Origin of the sequence: Methanobrevibacter cuticularis, from assembly GCF_001639285.1 — an archaeon.
In the GTDB taxonomy this organism is placed as follows: Archaea; Methanobacteriota; Methanobacteria; order Methanobacteriales; family Methanobacteriaceae; genus Methanobaculum; species Methanobaculum cuticulare.
Window position 1 is genome coordinate 1 of the sequence record NZ_LWMW01000116.1, and the last position, 17,077, is coordinate 17,077.

At 29.5% G+C, this 17,077-nt stretch carries 16 protein-coding genes; all 16 read left to right on the forward strand.

What is annotated here, in order from left to right; translation table 11 throughout:
- A partial coding sequence (locus MBCUT_RS11355) for a hypothetical protein (RefSeq protein WP_211263789.1) occupies window positions 1–182 on the forward strand: 182 nt, incomplete at its 5' end.
- A 478-nt stretch (window positions 183–660) separates the two neighbouring features.
- Entirely contained in the window at window positions 661–906 is a 246-nt protein-coding gene (locus tag MBCUT_RS07160; RefSeq protein WP_067260005.1) for a hypothetical protein, read from the forward strand.
- A 975-nt stretch (window positions 907–1,881) separates the two neighbouring features.
- Window positions 1,882–2,676, forward strand: a complete 795-nt coding sequence (locus tag MBCUT_RS07165; RefSeq protein WP_211263790.1) for a formate/nitrite transporter family protein — start codon at window positions 1,882–1,884, stop codon at window positions 2,674–2,676.
- A 522-nt stretch (window positions 2,677–3,198) separates the two neighbouring features.
- Entirely contained in the window at window positions 3,199–5,259 is a 2,061-nt protein-coding gene (fdhF, locus tag MBCUT_RS07170) for a formate dehydrogenase subunit alpha (protein ID WP_067260006.1), read from the forward strand.
- Between the two features lie 5 nt (window positions 5,260–5,264).
- Entirely contained in the window at window positions 5,265–6,470 is a 1,206-nt protein-coding gene (locus MBCUT_RS07175; protein WP_067260007.1) for a Coenzyme F420 hydrogenase/dehydrogenase, beta subunit C-terminal domain, read from the forward strand.
- 785 nt (window positions 6,471–7,255) lie between these two features.
- A complete protein-coding gene (gene mobB / locus MBCUT_RS07180; RefSeq protein ID WP_245634968.1) occupies window positions 7,256–7,984 on the forward strand; it encodes a molybdopterin-guanine dinucleotide biosynthesis protein B in 729 nt (242 codons plus the stop codon).
- A gap of 14 nt (window positions 7,985–7,998) precedes the next feature.
- On the forward strand, window positions 7,999–8,943 hold the full coding sequence (moaA, locus tag MBCUT_RS07185; protein ID WP_067260008.1) for a GTP 3',8-cyclase MoaA: 945 nt from the start codon (window positions 7,999–8,001) through the stop codon (window positions 8,941–8,943).
- 561 nt (window positions 8,944–9,504) lie between these two features.
- On the forward strand, window positions 9,505–9,981 hold the full coding sequence (locus MBCUT_RS07190) for a DUF362 domain-containing protein (protein WP_067260009.1): 477 nt from the start codon (window positions 9,505–9,507) through the stop codon (window positions 9,979–9,981).
- Window positions 9,956–10,996, forward strand: a complete 1,041-nt coding sequence (fwdF, locus tag MBCUT_RS07195; RefSeq protein WP_067260010.1) for a tungsten-dependent formylmethanofuran dehydrogenase subunit FwdF — start codon at window positions 9,956–9,958, stop codon at window positions 10,994–10,996. Before MBCUT_RS07190 ends, fwdF begins: the two co-directional genes overlap by 26 nt.
- A gap of 89 nt (window positions 10,997–11,085) precedes the next feature.
- Window positions 11,086–11,316, forward strand: a complete 231-nt coding sequence (locus tag MBCUT_RS07200; protein WP_067260011.1) for a 4Fe-4S binding protein — start codon at window positions 11,086–11,088, stop codon at window positions 11,314–11,316.
- A gap of 15 nt (window positions 11,317–11,331) precedes the next feature.
- On the forward strand, window positions 11,332–11,862 hold the full coding sequence (locus MBCUT_RS07205; protein ID WP_067260012.1) for a molybdopterin dinucleotide binding domain-containing protein: 531 nt from the start codon (window positions 11,332–11,334) through the stop codon (window positions 11,860–11,862).
- 19 nt (window positions 11,863–11,881) lie between these two features.
- Entirely contained in the window at window positions 11,882–13,237 is a 1,356-nt protein-coding gene (locus MBCUT_RS07210) for a formylmethanofuran dehydrogenase subunit B (RefSeq protein WP_067260013.1), read from the forward strand.
- A gap of 8 nt (window positions 13,238–13,245) precedes the next feature.
- Window positions 13,246–14,955 (forward strand): formylmethanofuran dehydrogenase subunit A, encoded by a 1,710-nt coding sequence (locus MBCUT_RS07215; protein WP_067260014.1) that lies wholly within the window; start codon window positions 13,246–13,248, stop codon window positions 14,953–14,955.
- Between the two features lie 10 nt (window positions 14,956–14,965).
- Entirely contained in the window at window positions 14,966–15,775 is an 810-nt protein-coding gene (locus MBCUT_RS07220; protein WP_067260015.1) for a formylmethanofuran dehydrogenase subunit C, read from the forward strand.
- A gap of 373 nt (window positions 15,776–16,148) precedes the next feature.
- On the forward strand, window positions 16,149–16,442 hold the full coding sequence (locus MBCUT_RS07225; RefSeq protein WP_067260016.1) for a DUF2097 domain-containing protein: 294 nt from the start codon (window positions 16,149–16,151) through the stop codon (window positions 16,440–16,442).
- A gap of 15 nt (window positions 16,443–16,457) precedes the next feature.
- Entirely contained in the window at window positions 16,458–16,769 is a 312-nt protein-coding gene (locus tag MBCUT_RS07230; RefSeq protein WP_067260017.1) for a DUF2097 domain-containing protein, read from the forward strand.
- Window positions 16,770–17,077: the final 308 nt, after the last annotated feature.

Consider the following 17,077-nt stretch of genomic DNA (forward strand, 5'->3'; position numbering starts at 1 on the left):
CAATGGACACAACTCAGCACACCACGACAAGGCGGACGCCAAAAAGTAACTTGGACATTCAAAAACATGCTAAAACAAATCAACCGAACAACCGAAGAAAAACTAGGATTCACCAACAAAATAACAATCTAAAAAAGAACAACACCACGAAAAAATCCAAAATATACATAAAAAAACCCTGAAAATCAAACAAACAAAACCAAATCCAAACAAATACCACAACAAATCCCAACATAACATAAGAAACCAATTGATAAAAAAAGAACAAAACAAAAGAACAAAACAAAAAACACATAAAAAAATAAAAATACAAAAACACTTTACGAACTACTGATTATTAATAATGCCTAATAATTATTAATAATCATAATAATTACTAATAATGCCCAATAATGCCTAATAATACCTAATAACGCCTAATAATTACTAATAATTATTAATAATCATAATAATTTACTAGTAGTTATAAACAGTTATTACTAATTATCAATTTTTATTAATAATTTTAACAAGATTCAATAATTTTCCAATATTTAATGATTATTATGAGATACTTATAAGTTTTTATATGATTGTTACTACTTATTTTTAAATTTAGTAATATTTATATATTATTAAATTTAAAGATTTAAATAATAAGAATTATTTTTCGGTGTTTTTATGGTAAAAAAAATTGATAAAGAAATTAAAGAACAAATTGTAGGAAAAGATGGGAAGAAAATTGATAAAAAGATAAATAATCAAATTGAAGGAGAATCTTCTAAAAAAATTGATAAAAAGATAAATAATCAAATTGAAGGAGAATCTCAAGAAAAAACAGATAAGAAAATAAAAAATCAAGTGATATCTGATAAAACAAAAAAGACTAATAAAAAAATTCAAGATCAAGTAGTGGGTAAAGAATAGTACTCATTATTTAGATTATTTAGAAAATTAATATTTCTACTTATGCTGATTGATTTTTATTAATTTTATTATAGCTTCTAAATATCTTATGATTACTTTTTATTAATTATCTTATTTTAAATCTATTTTTTTATTAATTTAAACACTGTCTATTTTTTATTAATTCTAATATTATTGGAATTGACTTATTTTATTATTCTTAATACTAAAATTAATAATGGACTGTCAAAATGTTAGTTGGTAAGAAAAATTTCTCTTCTAAAAATCAAGTATTTGTAAATTCAAGCTTAAAATTCAATTTTAAAAATTGTATCAACTAACAAATTGACAGTCTCATTAATAATAATTATAATTTATTATATTTATTATAAAAATAATAGTTTAAAATTTATATTTTAATAATATTTAATAATAGATTTTAATAATAGATTTCTAAATTATTTATTTTTATTAATTTATTTTATTATATTTATTATAAAAATAATAGTTTAAAATTTATATTTTAATATATTTAATAATAGATTTTAATAATAGATTTCTAAATTATTTATTTTTATTAATTTATTACTTATGTTATTATTACTTTTTTGTTTATTTATCTTAAATAATTAATAAAATATTTCTATTACGTAGAATTCTTTATTATAAGTTAAGTAAAGTTGAAACTATCCAAATAGTCTTTTTAAAAAGAAATAATAATTAATTTATTCAAAAAAAGTTAGATCTTTATTTATAATGAAATTTATGAGATTTAATTTAAAATAAATAATTGTTTTTTGTATAGATAATTGTAGTAAAATAATTCATTTGTATTCTATTACATATAAAGATTATCTTTTTTTTTTTATGGCAAAGTATTTTTATAATACTATTAAATATACTCTATATGATACTGTGATTACTATTGACTATGATTGTAACATAGCAGTATTATATAATATAAAAAAAGTATTAAAAAATGAGAGGTTGTTATATATGGGTTCATCTTTTAAAAGCCCTGCTGATACCGCTAAAGCTATGGTCGGTATTGCAGAACTAAAAAATAAGGCTCCCTTAGGAAATGTTATGATTTTAAGTTTCCTTGCAGGAGCGTATATTGCATTTGGAGGATTACTTGCAGAAGTAGTCACTGGAGGGATGGCTGCAGCAGGATTTCCACCAGGTTTAGTTAAACTATTTTTCGGAGGAGTGTTCCCCGTTGGTCTGATGTTAGTTGTAATAGCTGGATCAGAACTTTTCACAGGAAATGTGATGTATATGCCAATGGGAGTATTATCTGGTAAAGCTTCATTAGCTGGATTATCAAAGAATTGGGTTATAAGCTGGATATTTAATTTTATAGGGGCATTATTTGTCGCATATGTACTAGCATATTTGTCCGGAGTTATAACAGCAGATCCATCATTTGCCGCTGGAGCACTTAAAGTAGCTACGGCCAAAGTAGGATTAGGATGGGATCAAGCATTATTAAGAGGTATTGGTTGTAATTGGCTAGTTTGTCTAGCAGTATACTTGGCTATAGCTTCTGATGATGTAATTGGTAAAATACTCGGAATTTGGTTCCCAATAATGGCGTTTGTAGCTATTGGATTTGAGCACAGTGTAGCTAACATGTTCTTTATACCTCTTGGAATTTTCCTTGGAGATATTACATGGACTCAAGCTATTGTGAACAATTTAATTCCTGTAACTATAGGTAATATAATTGGAGGCGCCATATTTGTAGCACTATTATATTGGTACACCTATCTAAGAGGACAGGAAATATAAAACTGTAATTAAATTATATTATGTATTATAATAGATATTATAATATATTTACAGATGAATAGGATTAATAGGCTTAATGAGTTTAATAGAACAACTATTATTAAAATTTAAATATTTTTGTTTAAATAGCATCTTGATAATTGATTACATATTAATAAATGTTTAAAATAATTGATAAATTTATATTAATAAATAAAATTTATATTAATAAATATTTAAAAAAAAATTATTTTGAACTATTATATTAGTTGTATTAGGTTGAACAGTTATTAGTTGTTTAAATGAACATGATTCAAAGGCAAAAATATGCATACCAATGCTAAAATTTTACAAAATTGTTTCTATGAACTTATTAGGGTATCTTAAAGCATCATTTAATGTAGTATCATTAATGTAGTAATTCTGATTTTTATCTCATCATCTGATTTAAATCATCTGATTTATTTCATCTGATTTATTTATCATAAGCTATCATTGATGATTATTACATATTTGAAGTAAATTGTATAAGGAGAATATTATATGGTAGAAATGAAGTATGTTCCTACAATATGTCCATATTGTGGAACTGGATGTGGACTTAACCTTGTAGTAGTAGATGAGAAGGTTGTAGGTGTAGAACCACTGAAAAGACATCCTGTTAATGAAGGAAAGTTATGTCCTAAAGGTGTGTTTGCTCATGAGTTTATACACAGGGAAGATAGACTTACAAAACCATTAATCAAAGAAACTAATGGTGAATTTAGAGAAGCAGAATGGGATGAAGCATTAGATTTAGTTGCTTCAAAATTAGGGGAAATAAAAGCTAATAATCCAGATGATATTGGATTTTTAGCATGTGCGAGATCTCCAAACGAAAATATTTATATAACTCAAAAATTTGCTCGTAAAGTTATTGGTACTCACAATGTAGATCATTGTGCACGTATTTGTCATGGACCTACTGTTGCAGGTTTAGCTAGAACTTTTGGTTCTGGAGCTATGACCAATGATTTTATTAGTATTGAAAGTGCTGATGTTATATTTATAATAGGTTCAAACAATGTGGAAGCTCATCCACTCTTTGGTAGGAGAGTAATGAGAGCTAAGAAAAATGGTGCAAAAATTATTGTGGCTGATCCACGTTATACTCCAACAGCTAAATTGGCTGATATGTATATTGAATTTAGATCTGGTAGAGATGTTCCTTTAATAAATGCTATGATGAAAATCATCATAGATAATGATTTACAAGATGATGAATTCATTAAAAACAGAACTAAAAACTATCAAAGACTAAAAGAAACTGTAGCTAAATATGATTTAGATTATGTAGCAGAACTAGCTGAAACTGATCCTAAAAAGATTGAAGAAGCTGCATTAATGTATGCAAAAGCTGATAAGGCAGCTATTGTTTATTCATTAGGTATTACAGAACACAGACATGGTGCAGATAATGTTATGGCTAATGCTAATTTAGCTATGTTAACTGGTAACATTGGTAAAGTTGGATCTGGTGTTAATCCATTGAGAGGCCAAAACAATGTACAAGGTGCTTGTGATATGGGAGCACTTCCTACAGATTATCCGGGTTATCAAAAAGTTGTCAGTGGTCAAGCTACAAAAGTAGTTGAAGAAAATTGGACTTGTACCTTAGATGGCTGTGCACCAGGACTCACTGTAGTTGAGATGATACATGCAGCGGCTGATGGGAACCTTAAAGCTATGTATATAACTGGTGAAGACCCAGTACTTTCAGATCCAGATACAAATCATGTTATTGAAGCTATGGAAAATTTAGAGTTCTTAGTTGTTCAAGATATATTCATGTCTGAAACAGCAAGATATGCAGATGTTGTTTTCCCAGCTGCAGGTTGGGGTGAACAAGAAGGAACTTTCACAAATGGTGAACGAAGAGTTCAACTTGTTAGAAAAGCTGTTAATCCACCAGGAGAAGCTAAAGTTGACTGGGAAATCATGAAAGAAATAGCTGTTAGAATGGGTGCAGAAAGCGAACAATTCACATATAAGAATGCTGAAGAAATCTTTGATGAAATGAGAAAGATAACTCCTCAATATAGAGGTATGGATAGAAAAAGATTGGAAAGGCCTGAAGCACTTCATTGGCCATGCCCTGATGAAAGTCATCCAGGTCAAGGTCTCATGCATATAGATTCATTTGCTCATCCTGATGGACTTGGAGTATTTGAACCAGCTGATTACATTGGTCCTTCTGAACTTCCAGATGAGGAATATCCTCTTGTATTAACTACCACTAGGACTCTTTTCCATTATCATGCAAGTATGACTCGAAGATGTAAAACATTAGATAAAGAATTACCTACTGGTTATGTTGAAATCAATGATAAAGATGCTAAAAAATTAGGCATTATAAATAGAGAAAAAGTTAAAGTTAGATCTAGAAGGGGAGAAATCGAAATCCCTGCAAGAGTGACTCCTGACATAATGGAAGGGGAAGTTAATATACCAATGCACTTTTTTGAGTGTGCTGCAAACTTCTTAACAACATCCAGAGAATTAGATCCTAAGTCTAAAATGGCGGAACTGAAAGTCTGTGCAGTAGATGTGGAGAAAATGGAGTGATTTATATGTCAGTAAAAGTTAATGATATGTGTTATATGTGGTCTGCTGATGATAATCTTGCTGATAAAGGGGAATATGGTGGAGCTGTAACTACTTTAATGAAATACATACTTGAAAATGGAATTGTGGACGCAGTTTTAGCTGTTGAAAAGGGAGCTGATTTGTATGATGCTGTTCCTATACTCATAAACGATCCTAATGATATTGAAAAATCAGCAGGTTCTCTTCACTGTGGTACACTTAATATATCTAAAGTAGTGGAAAAATATCTTGATGGATTAAAAGATATAAAAATAGCTGTAACATGTAAACCATGTGATGCTATGACACTAAGAGAACTTATTAAAAAAGGAAGAGTCCAAGAAGACAATCTTTTGATGATAGGAGTTAACTGTGGAGGTACTATGCCACCAGTTCAAACTCGTATGATGATTGAACAAGTTTATGAAATGGATCCTGATGAAGTTGTCAAAGAAGAAATAGCTAAAGGTAAATTAATCATCGAAACTGAAAATGATGAAAAAGAAATCCCTATAGATACTCTTGAAGAAGATGGATTAGGTAGAAGACCAAACTGTCAAAGATGCGAAGTAAACATACCACAAATGGCAGATATGGCACTTGGTAACTGGGGAGTTATTGGACCTTTAGCTGGAAAAGCTACATTCGTTGAAGTATTCTCAGCTAAAGGTGCGGATATCCTCGATAAAGCTATTTCTGCAGGAGTAGTTAAAACACAAGAACCTGTTCCTAAAGGAATAGAAATCAGAGAAAAAATAAATCAATCCATGGTTAATTTGGCTAATAAAGCTAAAGATGCTGCTTATGGAGATTTAGAAGGAGATATTTTAGCTATTTTCAATGAATTTAGCGATGAATTCTCTCGATGTATGAAGTGTTTTGGCTGTCGTGAAGCATGTCCTATCTGTTATTGTCCCGATTGTATTTTAGAATCTGGACCTGATTGGATAACCAAAGGTTTAATACCAGCTGCACCATTGTTCCATTTAGGAAGAGCAGTACACATGGCAGACTCCTGTACAAACTGTGGACAATGTGAAGATGTTTGTCCTTCTGAAATACCTGTTGCCCAATTCTGGGATGCTATTAATAACAGGATCAAAGCTATTTATGGTTATGTCCATGGTATTGAAGATAACAGTGTACTTTCACCACTATCTGAGTACCCAGATAAAGGATTAAGAGACTAAAATTTGAATAAACAAAAATGAGGTAGAGTTCACTTCTATTAGATAATTATCTTTTAATTATCTTTTATATAATATCTCGCTTCATTTTATTTTATAAAAGAATTGAAAATAATACAAAACACGCTTGAAGATTCTTTCATAAATTTTTATTTTAATCGCTCAATTAATCTTTAAATTTTTTCACCCTTTAACATGAAAGGAGCTTCAGTAATAATTATTTTCTTTTCTAATTTTTTATTTTTTTAAATAATAAAATATATTTTATAATAATTGATGTATGAACATTAGAATATGAAAATTCATTAATTAGTTAAATAATAAAGAAATTATTGATTAATAATCTATTTTTAATTTATAACTTAATTCATCATATTAAAAATTGTCATAATGTAGAATCAATAAGTAAAATTAAATTTCATGGTTATTTATAAATAGAATAATGTTATATAAGATGTATATCTATTCTTAACAATAAAATATAATAAAAATTATTATAAAGACAAAATTAGCAATTATTAATAATTATCAAAAATAAAAATCATAAAAATAAATAATATAAATAGTTATCAAAATTATTAAATCATTAAATTATATGAATGATAATTTCTTAATTAATATCAATATATAATTAATAATAATTATATAATTAATAATAATATCTAGATTAATAATGATAATAATATGAAAAATTATCATTACAAATCATCATTAAAAATATAATTAATAATATAACTAATTTTAAATGAATATTAAATAACTAGATAATCTAGAATAATAAAAAAAATATGGGATGTGCTACCATTAAGATAATTTCTGTAGTAGGAAAAAAAAACACTGGAAAAACCTCATTAACTGTAAAGATTATTGAAGAGCTAAAAAATAGGAGATTTAAAGTAGCTAGTATCAAACATTCTCATCATAAAATGGAAATGGATAAAAAAGATACTGATACTTGGAAACATAAACAAGCTGGCTCAGAAATAGTAGTAGGAATTGGTAGTAGTACTTTTTTTAACATATCTAAGAATTTACCACTTGAAAGAATATTATTTCTCATAAAAATAATTGAAGAACCTGATTTCGTAGTAATTGAAGGATTTAAAGATTATAGCTATTGTAAAATATCCACATCTCCAGAAATAAATGATGAATTTGTTCTCGAAACAGTGAATGCTCTTAAACTTCCTGATAGTGAAATAGCTCCCCTTGTTGATAAAATTGAAAAATCTAGTTATGATATATTGGATACACTCTATACAACTGAATGTGGGCTTGATAATAGTAAAGATATTGGAAAAGCTATTATTAAAAATGAAATAACTAATAATGATACTGAAAAAGAAGTATATCTTTCTATTAATGAAAAAATTGTGGGAGTAAACTGTTTTGTCAATGATTTCATAAAAAATACTGTGATTGGAATGCTAGATTCTCTAAAAACAGAGGAATATGGAATTAAAGATTTTCAAAAAATCGAAGTAATGATAAAAAATAAAGAAAACAGAAAAAATTGAATTAGTGATAAAATATGAATAAGACAGAAAAGAGAAATAGGGTAGAAGATAGATACAACCGCCCAATCATTTCACTTAGAATTTCAATTACTAATAGATGTAATATAAATTGCCTATATTGTCATCATGATGGCATGTTACCATCAGATAAAGAAATGACTCCTGATGAGATTTTTAAAATTCTTAAAATAGCTAAATCTATAGGAGTTGAGAAAATACGCTTTTCTGGAGGAGAACCATTGATTCGAAAAGACATAGTTGAAATAATCAAAAAAACATCTTCACTTAAATTTAAAGATATATCAATAACAAGCAATGGAATCCTTCTTGAAAAATATGCCCAAGATTTATTCGATGCAGGACTAAATAGGGTAAATGTGAGTTTTGATACTTTAAATCCATCAACTTACAAAACAATAACAACAAAAAACTATTTAAAAGAAGCCAAAGCAGGAATATTAAAAGCTGTTGAAGTAGGATTAAGCCCAGTAAAAATTAACATGGTCTTGATGAAAGGTATCAATGATAATGAAGTAATGGATATGTTTAACTTCTCAAAAAAAAATGGAATAATACTCCAATTGATAGAGTTAATAGAGTCTGATAATTGTGAGGATAAAGCATTCAATGATGAATATCATTTTGATTTGGATCCATTAGAAAATGAACTGGAAAAATTAGCTACAAAAGTAAAAACTAGGGAGTTCATGCAAGATAGAAAGAAATATTTCATCGGTAATGGGGAAATTGAAATAGTACGCCCAATGGACAATACAAAATTTTGTGAAAACTGCACAAGACTGAGAATAACTCCTGAAGGAAAAATTAAACCTTGTTTACTTAGAAATGATAATCTTGTTGATTTAATAACCATGGTTAGAGAAGGACTTCCAGAAGAGAAACTAAAACAAATATTCTTAGATGGTATAAATAATAGAGAACCTTATTATAATCAATAATCTTTAATTTTACATTTATTTGTAATATTATGAATGTAAGTTTAAATATTATTAATAAAAATATTAAATATTATGAATGTAAGTTTAAATATTATTAATAAAAATATTAAATATTATGAATGTAAGTTTAAATATTATTAATAAAAATATTAAATATTATTAATAAAAATATTAAATATTATTAATAAAAATATTAAATATTATGAATGTAAGTTTAAATATTATTAATAAAAATATTAAATATCCTACTTAAGAATTTAATTTTGGACATCCTAATTTTTAGGATTTTCATAGTAAATTTTTAATTTTCACATTCTTCTATTTTTATATTTAATTTTATTATTTTTATTATTTTTTGAATTAGGATAATGTTATCTAATTTTTTTCTAAATAAATGAAATATCACCACTTAAATTTCTTTTCAATGGGTTTGAAGGGATTTAAAAATTCTTTAATGTGTATATTCTACACAACCATTAATAAAACTTTCGATTTTTATTTAGCCGTTATCTTTATATTAATTAGAATCATAAGTGTATATAATACACATGGTGAAATTATATGCCAAAACATATTGCTTCAGGTCTCAAGTATCTCGCTGCAATCGAGTTGAAAAAAAAAGGTTTTAATCAACAATTGATAGCAGATGAATTGGAAATTGATCGTTCAACCGTTTCACATTACTTGAATGGTAGGAATTTATCATGGAACTCAATCGATGTAGCTAAAACCGTGACAAGTATGTGTCCTAAAGATTTTTTGATCATGACACAGTCATTGTTTAAAGATACTGATAAGACTCGCAAAATTGTTTCAATCTGTAAAAATAACGAATTTGAGGCTGAGGTTGCAGATTCATGTATTGCTTGTGGATTGTGTGTAGATTTGTGCTTGATGAAAGCAGTTAGTTTAAACTCCTTAAAAGCTCAAATTGACTCCATATGCTGTTGTGGTTGCCTTTTATGTAAAGAAGGATGCCCAACTAATTCTATAAAAATTTTGGAGGTAAAAAATGATCGCGAATACGAAAGAGGTTAAAGATAAAGGCTTTGACATAAAAAGATCAGCAGAAGAAATAAGAAATTTATCTTTCAAAGATCATGTTTGTATTGGTTGTGGGATTTGTGAATCAACCTGCCCAGTAGAAGCTATTAAAGTAGGTAACATTGGACCCATTGTAAGAAATGAAATGGACATACCTAAACTTGAAATCGATGAAGAGAAATGTGTTCTCTGTGGTATGTGTAGTGGAATATGTCCTGTGAATGCTTTAGATTTCACTATAGATAATAAATCTATTTCTGATATTGACACATATCCTAAATACATTGCATCTGCTGAGATCGATGATGAGACTTGTATTCACTGTCAAAGATGTGAAGTTGCATGTCCTAGAGAGGCTATTACCATACCTAGGTCATTACCAGAGAGATCTAAGTTGGTAACTGGCGAAATAGAAGTAAATGAAGATACTTGTATTCATTGTGGTATCTGTGATGAAATGTGTCCAACTGATGCTATAGATGTGAACAGAATTCCTGGTGAAGAAAGTATTTTGATTAATAAAGATAAATGTGTCTATTGTTTAATTTGTAAGAAATCATGTCCTGTTAATGCTATAAAAGCAGCTTGTAGGAGTTGTTCTTATGGAGAATATGACATTGACATGAGTGATGCAGTAACCACCGGAAGTTCATTTATTGATGATGAAACTTGTGTAAAATGTGGTTGGTGTGAAGAAATTTGTCCTGTTGATGCAGCTAAAGTCAAAAAACAATTTAAAGGTACCTTAAATATTGATCAAGACAAATGTACTACTTGTGGTACTTGTATTGATGTATGTCCATGTGATGTTTTATCATTCCCTGAATCTGCAGGTCCTGCAACAAGAGTGCCTAATGTGGGGAAAGAAGAACAATATTGTATCCATTGTGGTGCATGCGAAAGAGCATGTCCAACTGATGCTATAGATGTTAAAATTACTGATGTGGATTATACTCCAACAAAATCCAAATCTTGGGTAGATAAATTTGAGGCTTTAAAAAATAGATAGCTAATTTAATGTTATATGAATTAATAATGTTGTATAATTAATTTAGTACTATTAGCTCATGATTAATTAATAATTGATTTGGTGATTATATGGAACTTAATGTAAATCAAGATAACTGCCTAGGGTGTGGTGTCTGCGTAGTAGCCTGCCCTGTAAATGTTTCAATTAGTCCAGAAGTATCTGGAGGGCATGGATCTAGAACAGAAGAAATAATAATGATGGTAGAAAATGGTGTTATTAAACTTTTCAGCAAAGAAAAATGTGAAAAGTGTGGGACATGTCAAATGTTTTGTCCAGTTGATGCCATATTCTTAGAATAAAAGGAGTGTTAGCTTATGACATATGTTGACAAACCAAGTGTTCCAAATGTCGTTAAATTTGACGAACCTATGGAAACTAAAAGAGATAAACTTGAAGTCATGTTAAATACTGGTGGGGATATTTACCAAGGTGCTTGTAAAAAACGAGGATCTACTTTAAAAGATGAATATCGTCATGCATCTGGTACTGCTTATATGGACCCAAGAGATATGGCAAAGTTAGGAGTTAAAAATTGGGACACTGCTTTAGTAAAAACTGACTGGGGCGAAGTTGTAGTTTTTGTTGCACATTCAAGAGATGCTCCTCATGAAGGGCAAATTTTCATATGTAAAGGACCATGGGCAAACGTTATAGTAAGTCCAGAGACTTACTGCTGTTGTGATCCTACTTACAAAGGAATAGATGCAACTATTGAAAGAACTGATAAAGATCCTTTGTTGATGGCTGATTTAATGGCTGAAGTTTATATGAAATATGATAATGATGCTGAAAAATCTACTAACAGATTAACAGATAAGAGAATTAATGTAGGGAAAACCAAATAAAAATAAATGGAGATTAAATATGGCATATGAAGAACCAATTACAGACTATGATCACATAGTTGAAAATTGTACTTGTGCTTTTTGTGGTTGTAATTGTGATGATTTAACCTACTTAGTTAAAGATGGGCATGTTGTAGGTGTAAGACATGCATGTCGTTTAGGTGCAAGTAAAGTCATGGAAGATATGGACCAAAGACTAATGGTTCCAATGATTCGTGATGATAATGGTAAACTTGTTGAAGTTGATTGGGATTCTGCATTAGATAAAGCGGCAGAACTCATTGCAGGTGCAGTAAGACCTGTATTTTATGGATGGAGTGAAACTTCTATTGAAACTATGAAATATGGTCTCGAATTAGGAGAACTTGTAGGAGCAGTTTTAGATAACCAAGCTACTATCTGTCACGGACCTTCATTGCAAGCTGTTCAAAACGCAGGATATCCTGTTATGACTTTAGGTGAAGTTAAAAACAGAGCAGATATGGTTGTTTACACTGGAAACAATGCAATGAATTCTCACCCAAGACACTTAGGAAGATATTCTACTTTCCCAAGAGGATACTTCAGAAAACGTGGAAGATTTGATAGAACAGTTGTTACTATGGATCCAAGATATACAGATACAGCAAAAATGTCTGATATATGGGTAGGATTTGAACAAAACGGAGATTACGAATTTTATAATGCTATGAGGGCAGTTTTAAGGGGTAAAAAACTTAAAAAAGATATTATATCTGGAATTCCTAAAGAAGATATTGAAGAACTTGTTGAATCAATGAAAAATGTTGAATTCGGTGCTCTTTTCTTTGGATTAGGATTAACTCACACATTATCTAAACAAAGAAATATTGATATAGCTATTAGTTTGATTCAAGATTTGAATAAGTTTGCTAAGTGGAATTTAATACCTATGAGAGGACATTTCAATGTTAATGGATTCAATATTTTCATGGCATATGAAATGGGATTCCCTTATGGTGTTGATTTTTCAAGGGGATATCCAAGATACATGAATGGTGAAACTAATACTATTGATCTTTTAACAAGAGAAGAACCTGATGTATTTATGGTAATAGCTGCTGATCCTGGAGCTCATTTCCCTGGAGGAGCTAACAGACATCTAGCTAATATTCCTGTAATTCAGATAGATATTCATTGGGGACCATCTACAGAACTAGCTGATATTGTGCTTCCAGGTTCTTTTATTGGAGTAGAAGCTGCAGGAACTAGTTACAGGATGGATGGTGTTCCAATTTACATGAAAAAGGCCATTGACAAACCTGAAACTTGTAGGGATGACGAATGGATTGTAAACGAACTTTTAAAAAGAGTTCAAAAGATTAAAGGCGTAGATGCCAAAATGGCTAGTAAATAGGTGATTTCATGGAATACATATTAAAAAATGGTATTGTTTATGATCCTACTAATAAAATAAATGGTGAAAAGAAGGATATATGTTTCAAAGATGGAAAAATCGTTGATGATGTTTCTTCTGACGCTAAAGTAATTGATGCGACTGATAAGCTAGTTATGGCTGCGGGTGTAGATCCTCATTCTCATATTGCTGGCCCTAAATTAGTTGTAGGCCGTTTATATAGGCCTGAAGATTCAAGAAGAGGAATTGTCCCTAAAACTGATGTTACTCGTGCTGAAACTGGATTTTCTGTTCCAAGTTGTCCCGCAACTGGTTACAGATACTCTAGAATGGGATATGGTACAGTTGTAGAAGCAGCTATGCCTCCATTAGAAGCTAAACACACTCATGAGGAGATAATGGCCATTCCTAATATTGATGTAGCTCCTTTAGCATTATTCGGTAATAACTGGTTTACATTAGAATATGCTAGAGATGGAAAAATTGATGATTTAACAGCATTTGTTGCTCATTGGTTAAAATTAGTTAAAGGATATGGTATTAAGATAGTTAATCCATGTGGTGGAGAAGCATGGGGATGGGGTATGAATGTACATGGTGTTGATGACCCTGCTCCTTATTGGAATGTTACTTCAAGAGAAGTTGTAAGAGCATTGTCTCAAGTTAATGAGAATTTAGGTCTTCCTCACTCAATACACCTTCATCCAAATGATTTAGGACATCCTGGCAACTTTGAAACTACTGTTGAATCTATGAAAATGGTAGATGATATAGCCAAGAATGCACCATTGAGAAATCAAACCATACATATGACTCATATTCAATATCACTCCTATGCTGGAACTAACTGGAGAGACTTTGAATCTGGTGCTGAAGATGTAGCTAAATATATAAATAATAATGATTATGTAACTTGTGATGTTGGTCAAATCACTTTAGATGAAACCACAACAATGACTGCTGATGGACCTATGGAATATGATCTTCATCAATTGAATGGTCTTAAATGGGCTAACAAAGACATTGAACTTGAAACTACTTCTGGTATTGTTCCATTTATTTATTCTGGAAGAAACAGTGTCCACTCTGTTCAATGGGCTATTGGTCTTGAAATGTTCTTGATGGTTGATGACCCATGGAAAATAATGTTAACTACTGACAGTCCTAATGCAGGTCCTTTCATAAGATATCCTAGAGTTATTTCTTGGTTAATGAGTAATAAACGTAGGATGGAAATGATTGAGAATGAAGAAGTTCATAAAGCCGTACAAAGAAAATCTTCAATAGCTACACTTGATCGTGAATATGATTTCAATGAAATAGCTACGATTTCAAGAGCTGCTCCTGCTAAAGCTTATGGTTTTGATGATAGGGGCCATTTAGGTGTTGGAGCTAGAGCTGACATTGCAGTTTATGATATCAATCCTAATGATATTGATCCATCTAATGAATATGAAACAATTGAAAAAGCATTCGGTAATGCAGCTTTTACAATTAAAGATGGGCAAATATTAGTTCAAGATGGTGAAGTTGTTTCAGTAAAATCAAGTAAAACTCTTTGGAGTAATGTAGTTGGAATGGAACAAAAAGAAAAAGATGTAATGAAAAAAGTAATGCCTGTATTTAATAAATATTACACTGTTAAATTCGAAAATTACAAAGTACATGATCATTTTGTGCCTAATCCAATAGAGTTTACAGTCCAAGCAGGTAAATAGGGGTGTTAATGTGAAAACTATAACTTTTAATCAAAAAGAAACTTCTCCAATAGCACTTGAATTTGATGAATTAATTCCCGATGAAATATTTACATGGGAAAAATCAGATTTTGATAGCTATATGGTGCCTATTGGAAATTCCAAATTTCCACTTTCTAACTACTTTGATGTAGAAGTAGAAGGAACTGCTGAATCCCCCGCTGAAGTTGTCATGATTATTAATGGAGATCTTGGTAGAGTTAAATACATTGGTGCTAAGATGAGTAATGGTCAAATTGTTGCAAACAGTAGTGTGGATCTTCACTGTGGTGCTGAAATGTCTGGAGGTAGCCTACTTGTCAATGGTGACGCTGAAAGCTATGCTGGTCGAGAAATGACTGGTGGAGAATTAACTATCAAAGGTAATGTTAAAGAATTCTGTGGTGCCTCTTATATTGGTGATTGGAGAGGAATGACAGGCGGAATAATCACTATCGAAGGCAATGCCGGAAAACAATTAGGGGAATGTTTAACTGGCGGAGAAATACGTGTTAAAGGGAATTGTGATATTCTTGCAGGTATTCATATGACAAAAGGACTTATTCAAATCGATGGGGATGTTACCAGATGGCCTGGTGGTCAGATGCAAAATGGTGATATAGTAATCAATGGAAAACTTTCAAGATCTCTTGAAGGGTTTGATTATCAAGAAGTCATTACTGATCCGACAATTTCTGGAAAATCATTTTCTGGTAAATACATTAAATATTTAGGTGATATTGCTAGAAATGGTAAAGGTAACCTTTGGTTAAATGCAGAGAAAAATAGATATTTACTCTAAATTTAACTTTTCATTTTTTACACTCCTTTTTTTATTTTTTTACTTAATTTCATTTGTTTAATTTTTAAATTTCTTTTTATTTTTTATTAGATTATAATTACTCTTCAAAATCATTAAAACATTATAAATCTACAATATTCTTTCTAAATTTAATAGATAATTTTAATAATGTGAAAACATCATAATATTTATATAATTAAAATATATTAGTAAATCAGAAATTTATTATTTATTAAATTTAGAATATAACTGGGCATGTTTCAGATTAGACTTAAATAATAATTGAAGATTATTTGATATTATTAAACATAATTTATTAATTTAATTGAATAAAGATAAATTAATTATATCCTATTTATTAAAAGGTGATTTCATGAAAGAAGAAATTGTTTTGACCCCAATAAACGCTTTGGACTATGTTAAATCAAATGTAAAAGAAGGGGATGTTTTAGAATTATCATATAACAGAATTTTCGCTCCAGGGGATGTTTTAGATGTTAAAACTGAAGAAGATTTTGGAGAAGAAGTAATAATAGTTTCTCTACAGTTAAATGGTGAAATTGTTAATGATGTTGTTAGGGTTAATTTAAATAATATTATAGATGATTTAATAGAGATATGTCATATAACTGATGAAAAAGAAACTCTTATAGTTATTGAAGAATAAAAATCAGGTGGAACAATGAATTTGCAAGAATTAGAATTGGACTGTGATGAAGCTATAGATTACATAAAAAAGAATGTTAAAGTTTATGATATTTTAGAACTCTCTTATAATAGGGTATTTACTCCTGGGGAAGTTTTAAACATCGATACTTCTGAATACAATGGTAAAGAAGGATTAAAAGTCATGATACATATTTCAGAAGATACTTTTTCCTCTAATGTAGAAGTTGACCTTGAAGAAGTAAAAGATGATTTAATTGAAGTTATCCATATTCCCAAAGATAAGGATGAAAAAATAATTATTGTAATAGAAAAGTGTGAAATCTAAACTGTATTAGATTTTTTTTTGAAAAACATTTAATTTTTAATTAGAATATTAATTTATTGAAGCTTTTATATTTAAATAGAAGCTTTTATATTTAAATAGAATCTTTTATATAGTCCTGAAAATAAAGTTTCTAATTAATGTATGTATCAAGCCAATTTTCTACTAATGTTCTGGAATTGGCGTAGATATAGAAATATCGCGAAAATTCCGTCATTAAAAACATTTCATCTTCAACATATGTAACTGACAATTTATCTTTTATAGAGTACCAAACTCGCTCTATGGGATTAATATCAGAAGCATACTTT

Excerpts from the sequence above, each read along its gene's own strand:
- MBCUT_RS07160 (WP_067260005.1), top strand. The coding sequence starts at position 661 with ATGGTAAAAAAAATTGATAAAGAAATTAAAGAACAAATTGTAGGAAAA.
- MBCUT_RS07165 (WP_211263790.1), top strand. The coding sequence starts at position 1,882 with ATGGGTTCATCTTTTAAAAGCCCTGCTGATACCGCTAAAGCTATGGTC.
- fdhF (WP_067260006.1), top strand. The coding sequence starts at position 3,199 with ATGGTAGAAATGAAGTATGTTCCTACAATATGTCCATATTGTGGAACT.
- MBCUT_RS07175 (WP_067260007.1), top strand. The coding sequence starts at position 5,265 with ATGTCAGTAAAAGTTAATGATATGTGTTATATGTGGTCTGCTGATGAT.
- mobB (WP_245634968.1), top strand. The coding sequence starts at position 7,256 with ATGGGATGTGCTACCATTAAGATAATTTCTGTAGTAGGAAAAAAAAAC.
- moaA (WP_067260008.1), top strand. The coding sequence starts at position 7,999 with ATGAATAAGACAGAAAAGAGAAATAGGGTAGAAGATAGATACAACCGC.
- MBCUT_RS07190 (WP_067260009.1), top strand. The coding sequence starts at position 9,505 with ATGCCAAAACATATTGCTTCAGGTCTCAAGTATCTCGCTGCAATCGAG.
- fwdF (WP_067260010.1), top strand. The coding sequence starts at position 9,956 with ATGATCGCGAATACGAAAGAGGTTAAAGATAAAGGCTTTGACATAAAA.
- MBCUT_RS07200 (WP_067260011.1), top strand. The coding sequence starts at position 11,086 with ATGGAACTTAATGTAAATCAAGATAACTGCCTAGGGTGTGGTGTCTGC.
- MBCUT_RS07205 (WP_067260012.1), top strand. The coding sequence starts at position 11,332 with ATGACATATGTTGACAAACCAAGTGTTCCAAATGTCGTTAAATTTGAC.
- MBCUT_RS07210 (WP_067260013.1), top strand. The coding sequence starts at position 11,882 with ATGGCATATGAAGAACCAATTACAGACTATGATCACATAGTTGAAAAT.
- MBCUT_RS07215 (WP_067260014.1), top strand. The coding sequence starts at position 13,246 with ATGGAATACATATTAAAAAATGGTATTGTTTATGATCCTACTAATAAA.
- MBCUT_RS07225 (WP_067260016.1), top strand. The coding sequence starts at position 16,149 with ATGAAAGAAGAAATTGTTTTGACCCCAATAAACGCTTTGGACTATGTT.
- MBCUT_RS07230 (WP_067260017.1), top strand. The coding sequence starts at position 16,458 with ATGAATTTGCAAGAATTAGAATTGGACTGTGATGAAGCTATAGATTAC.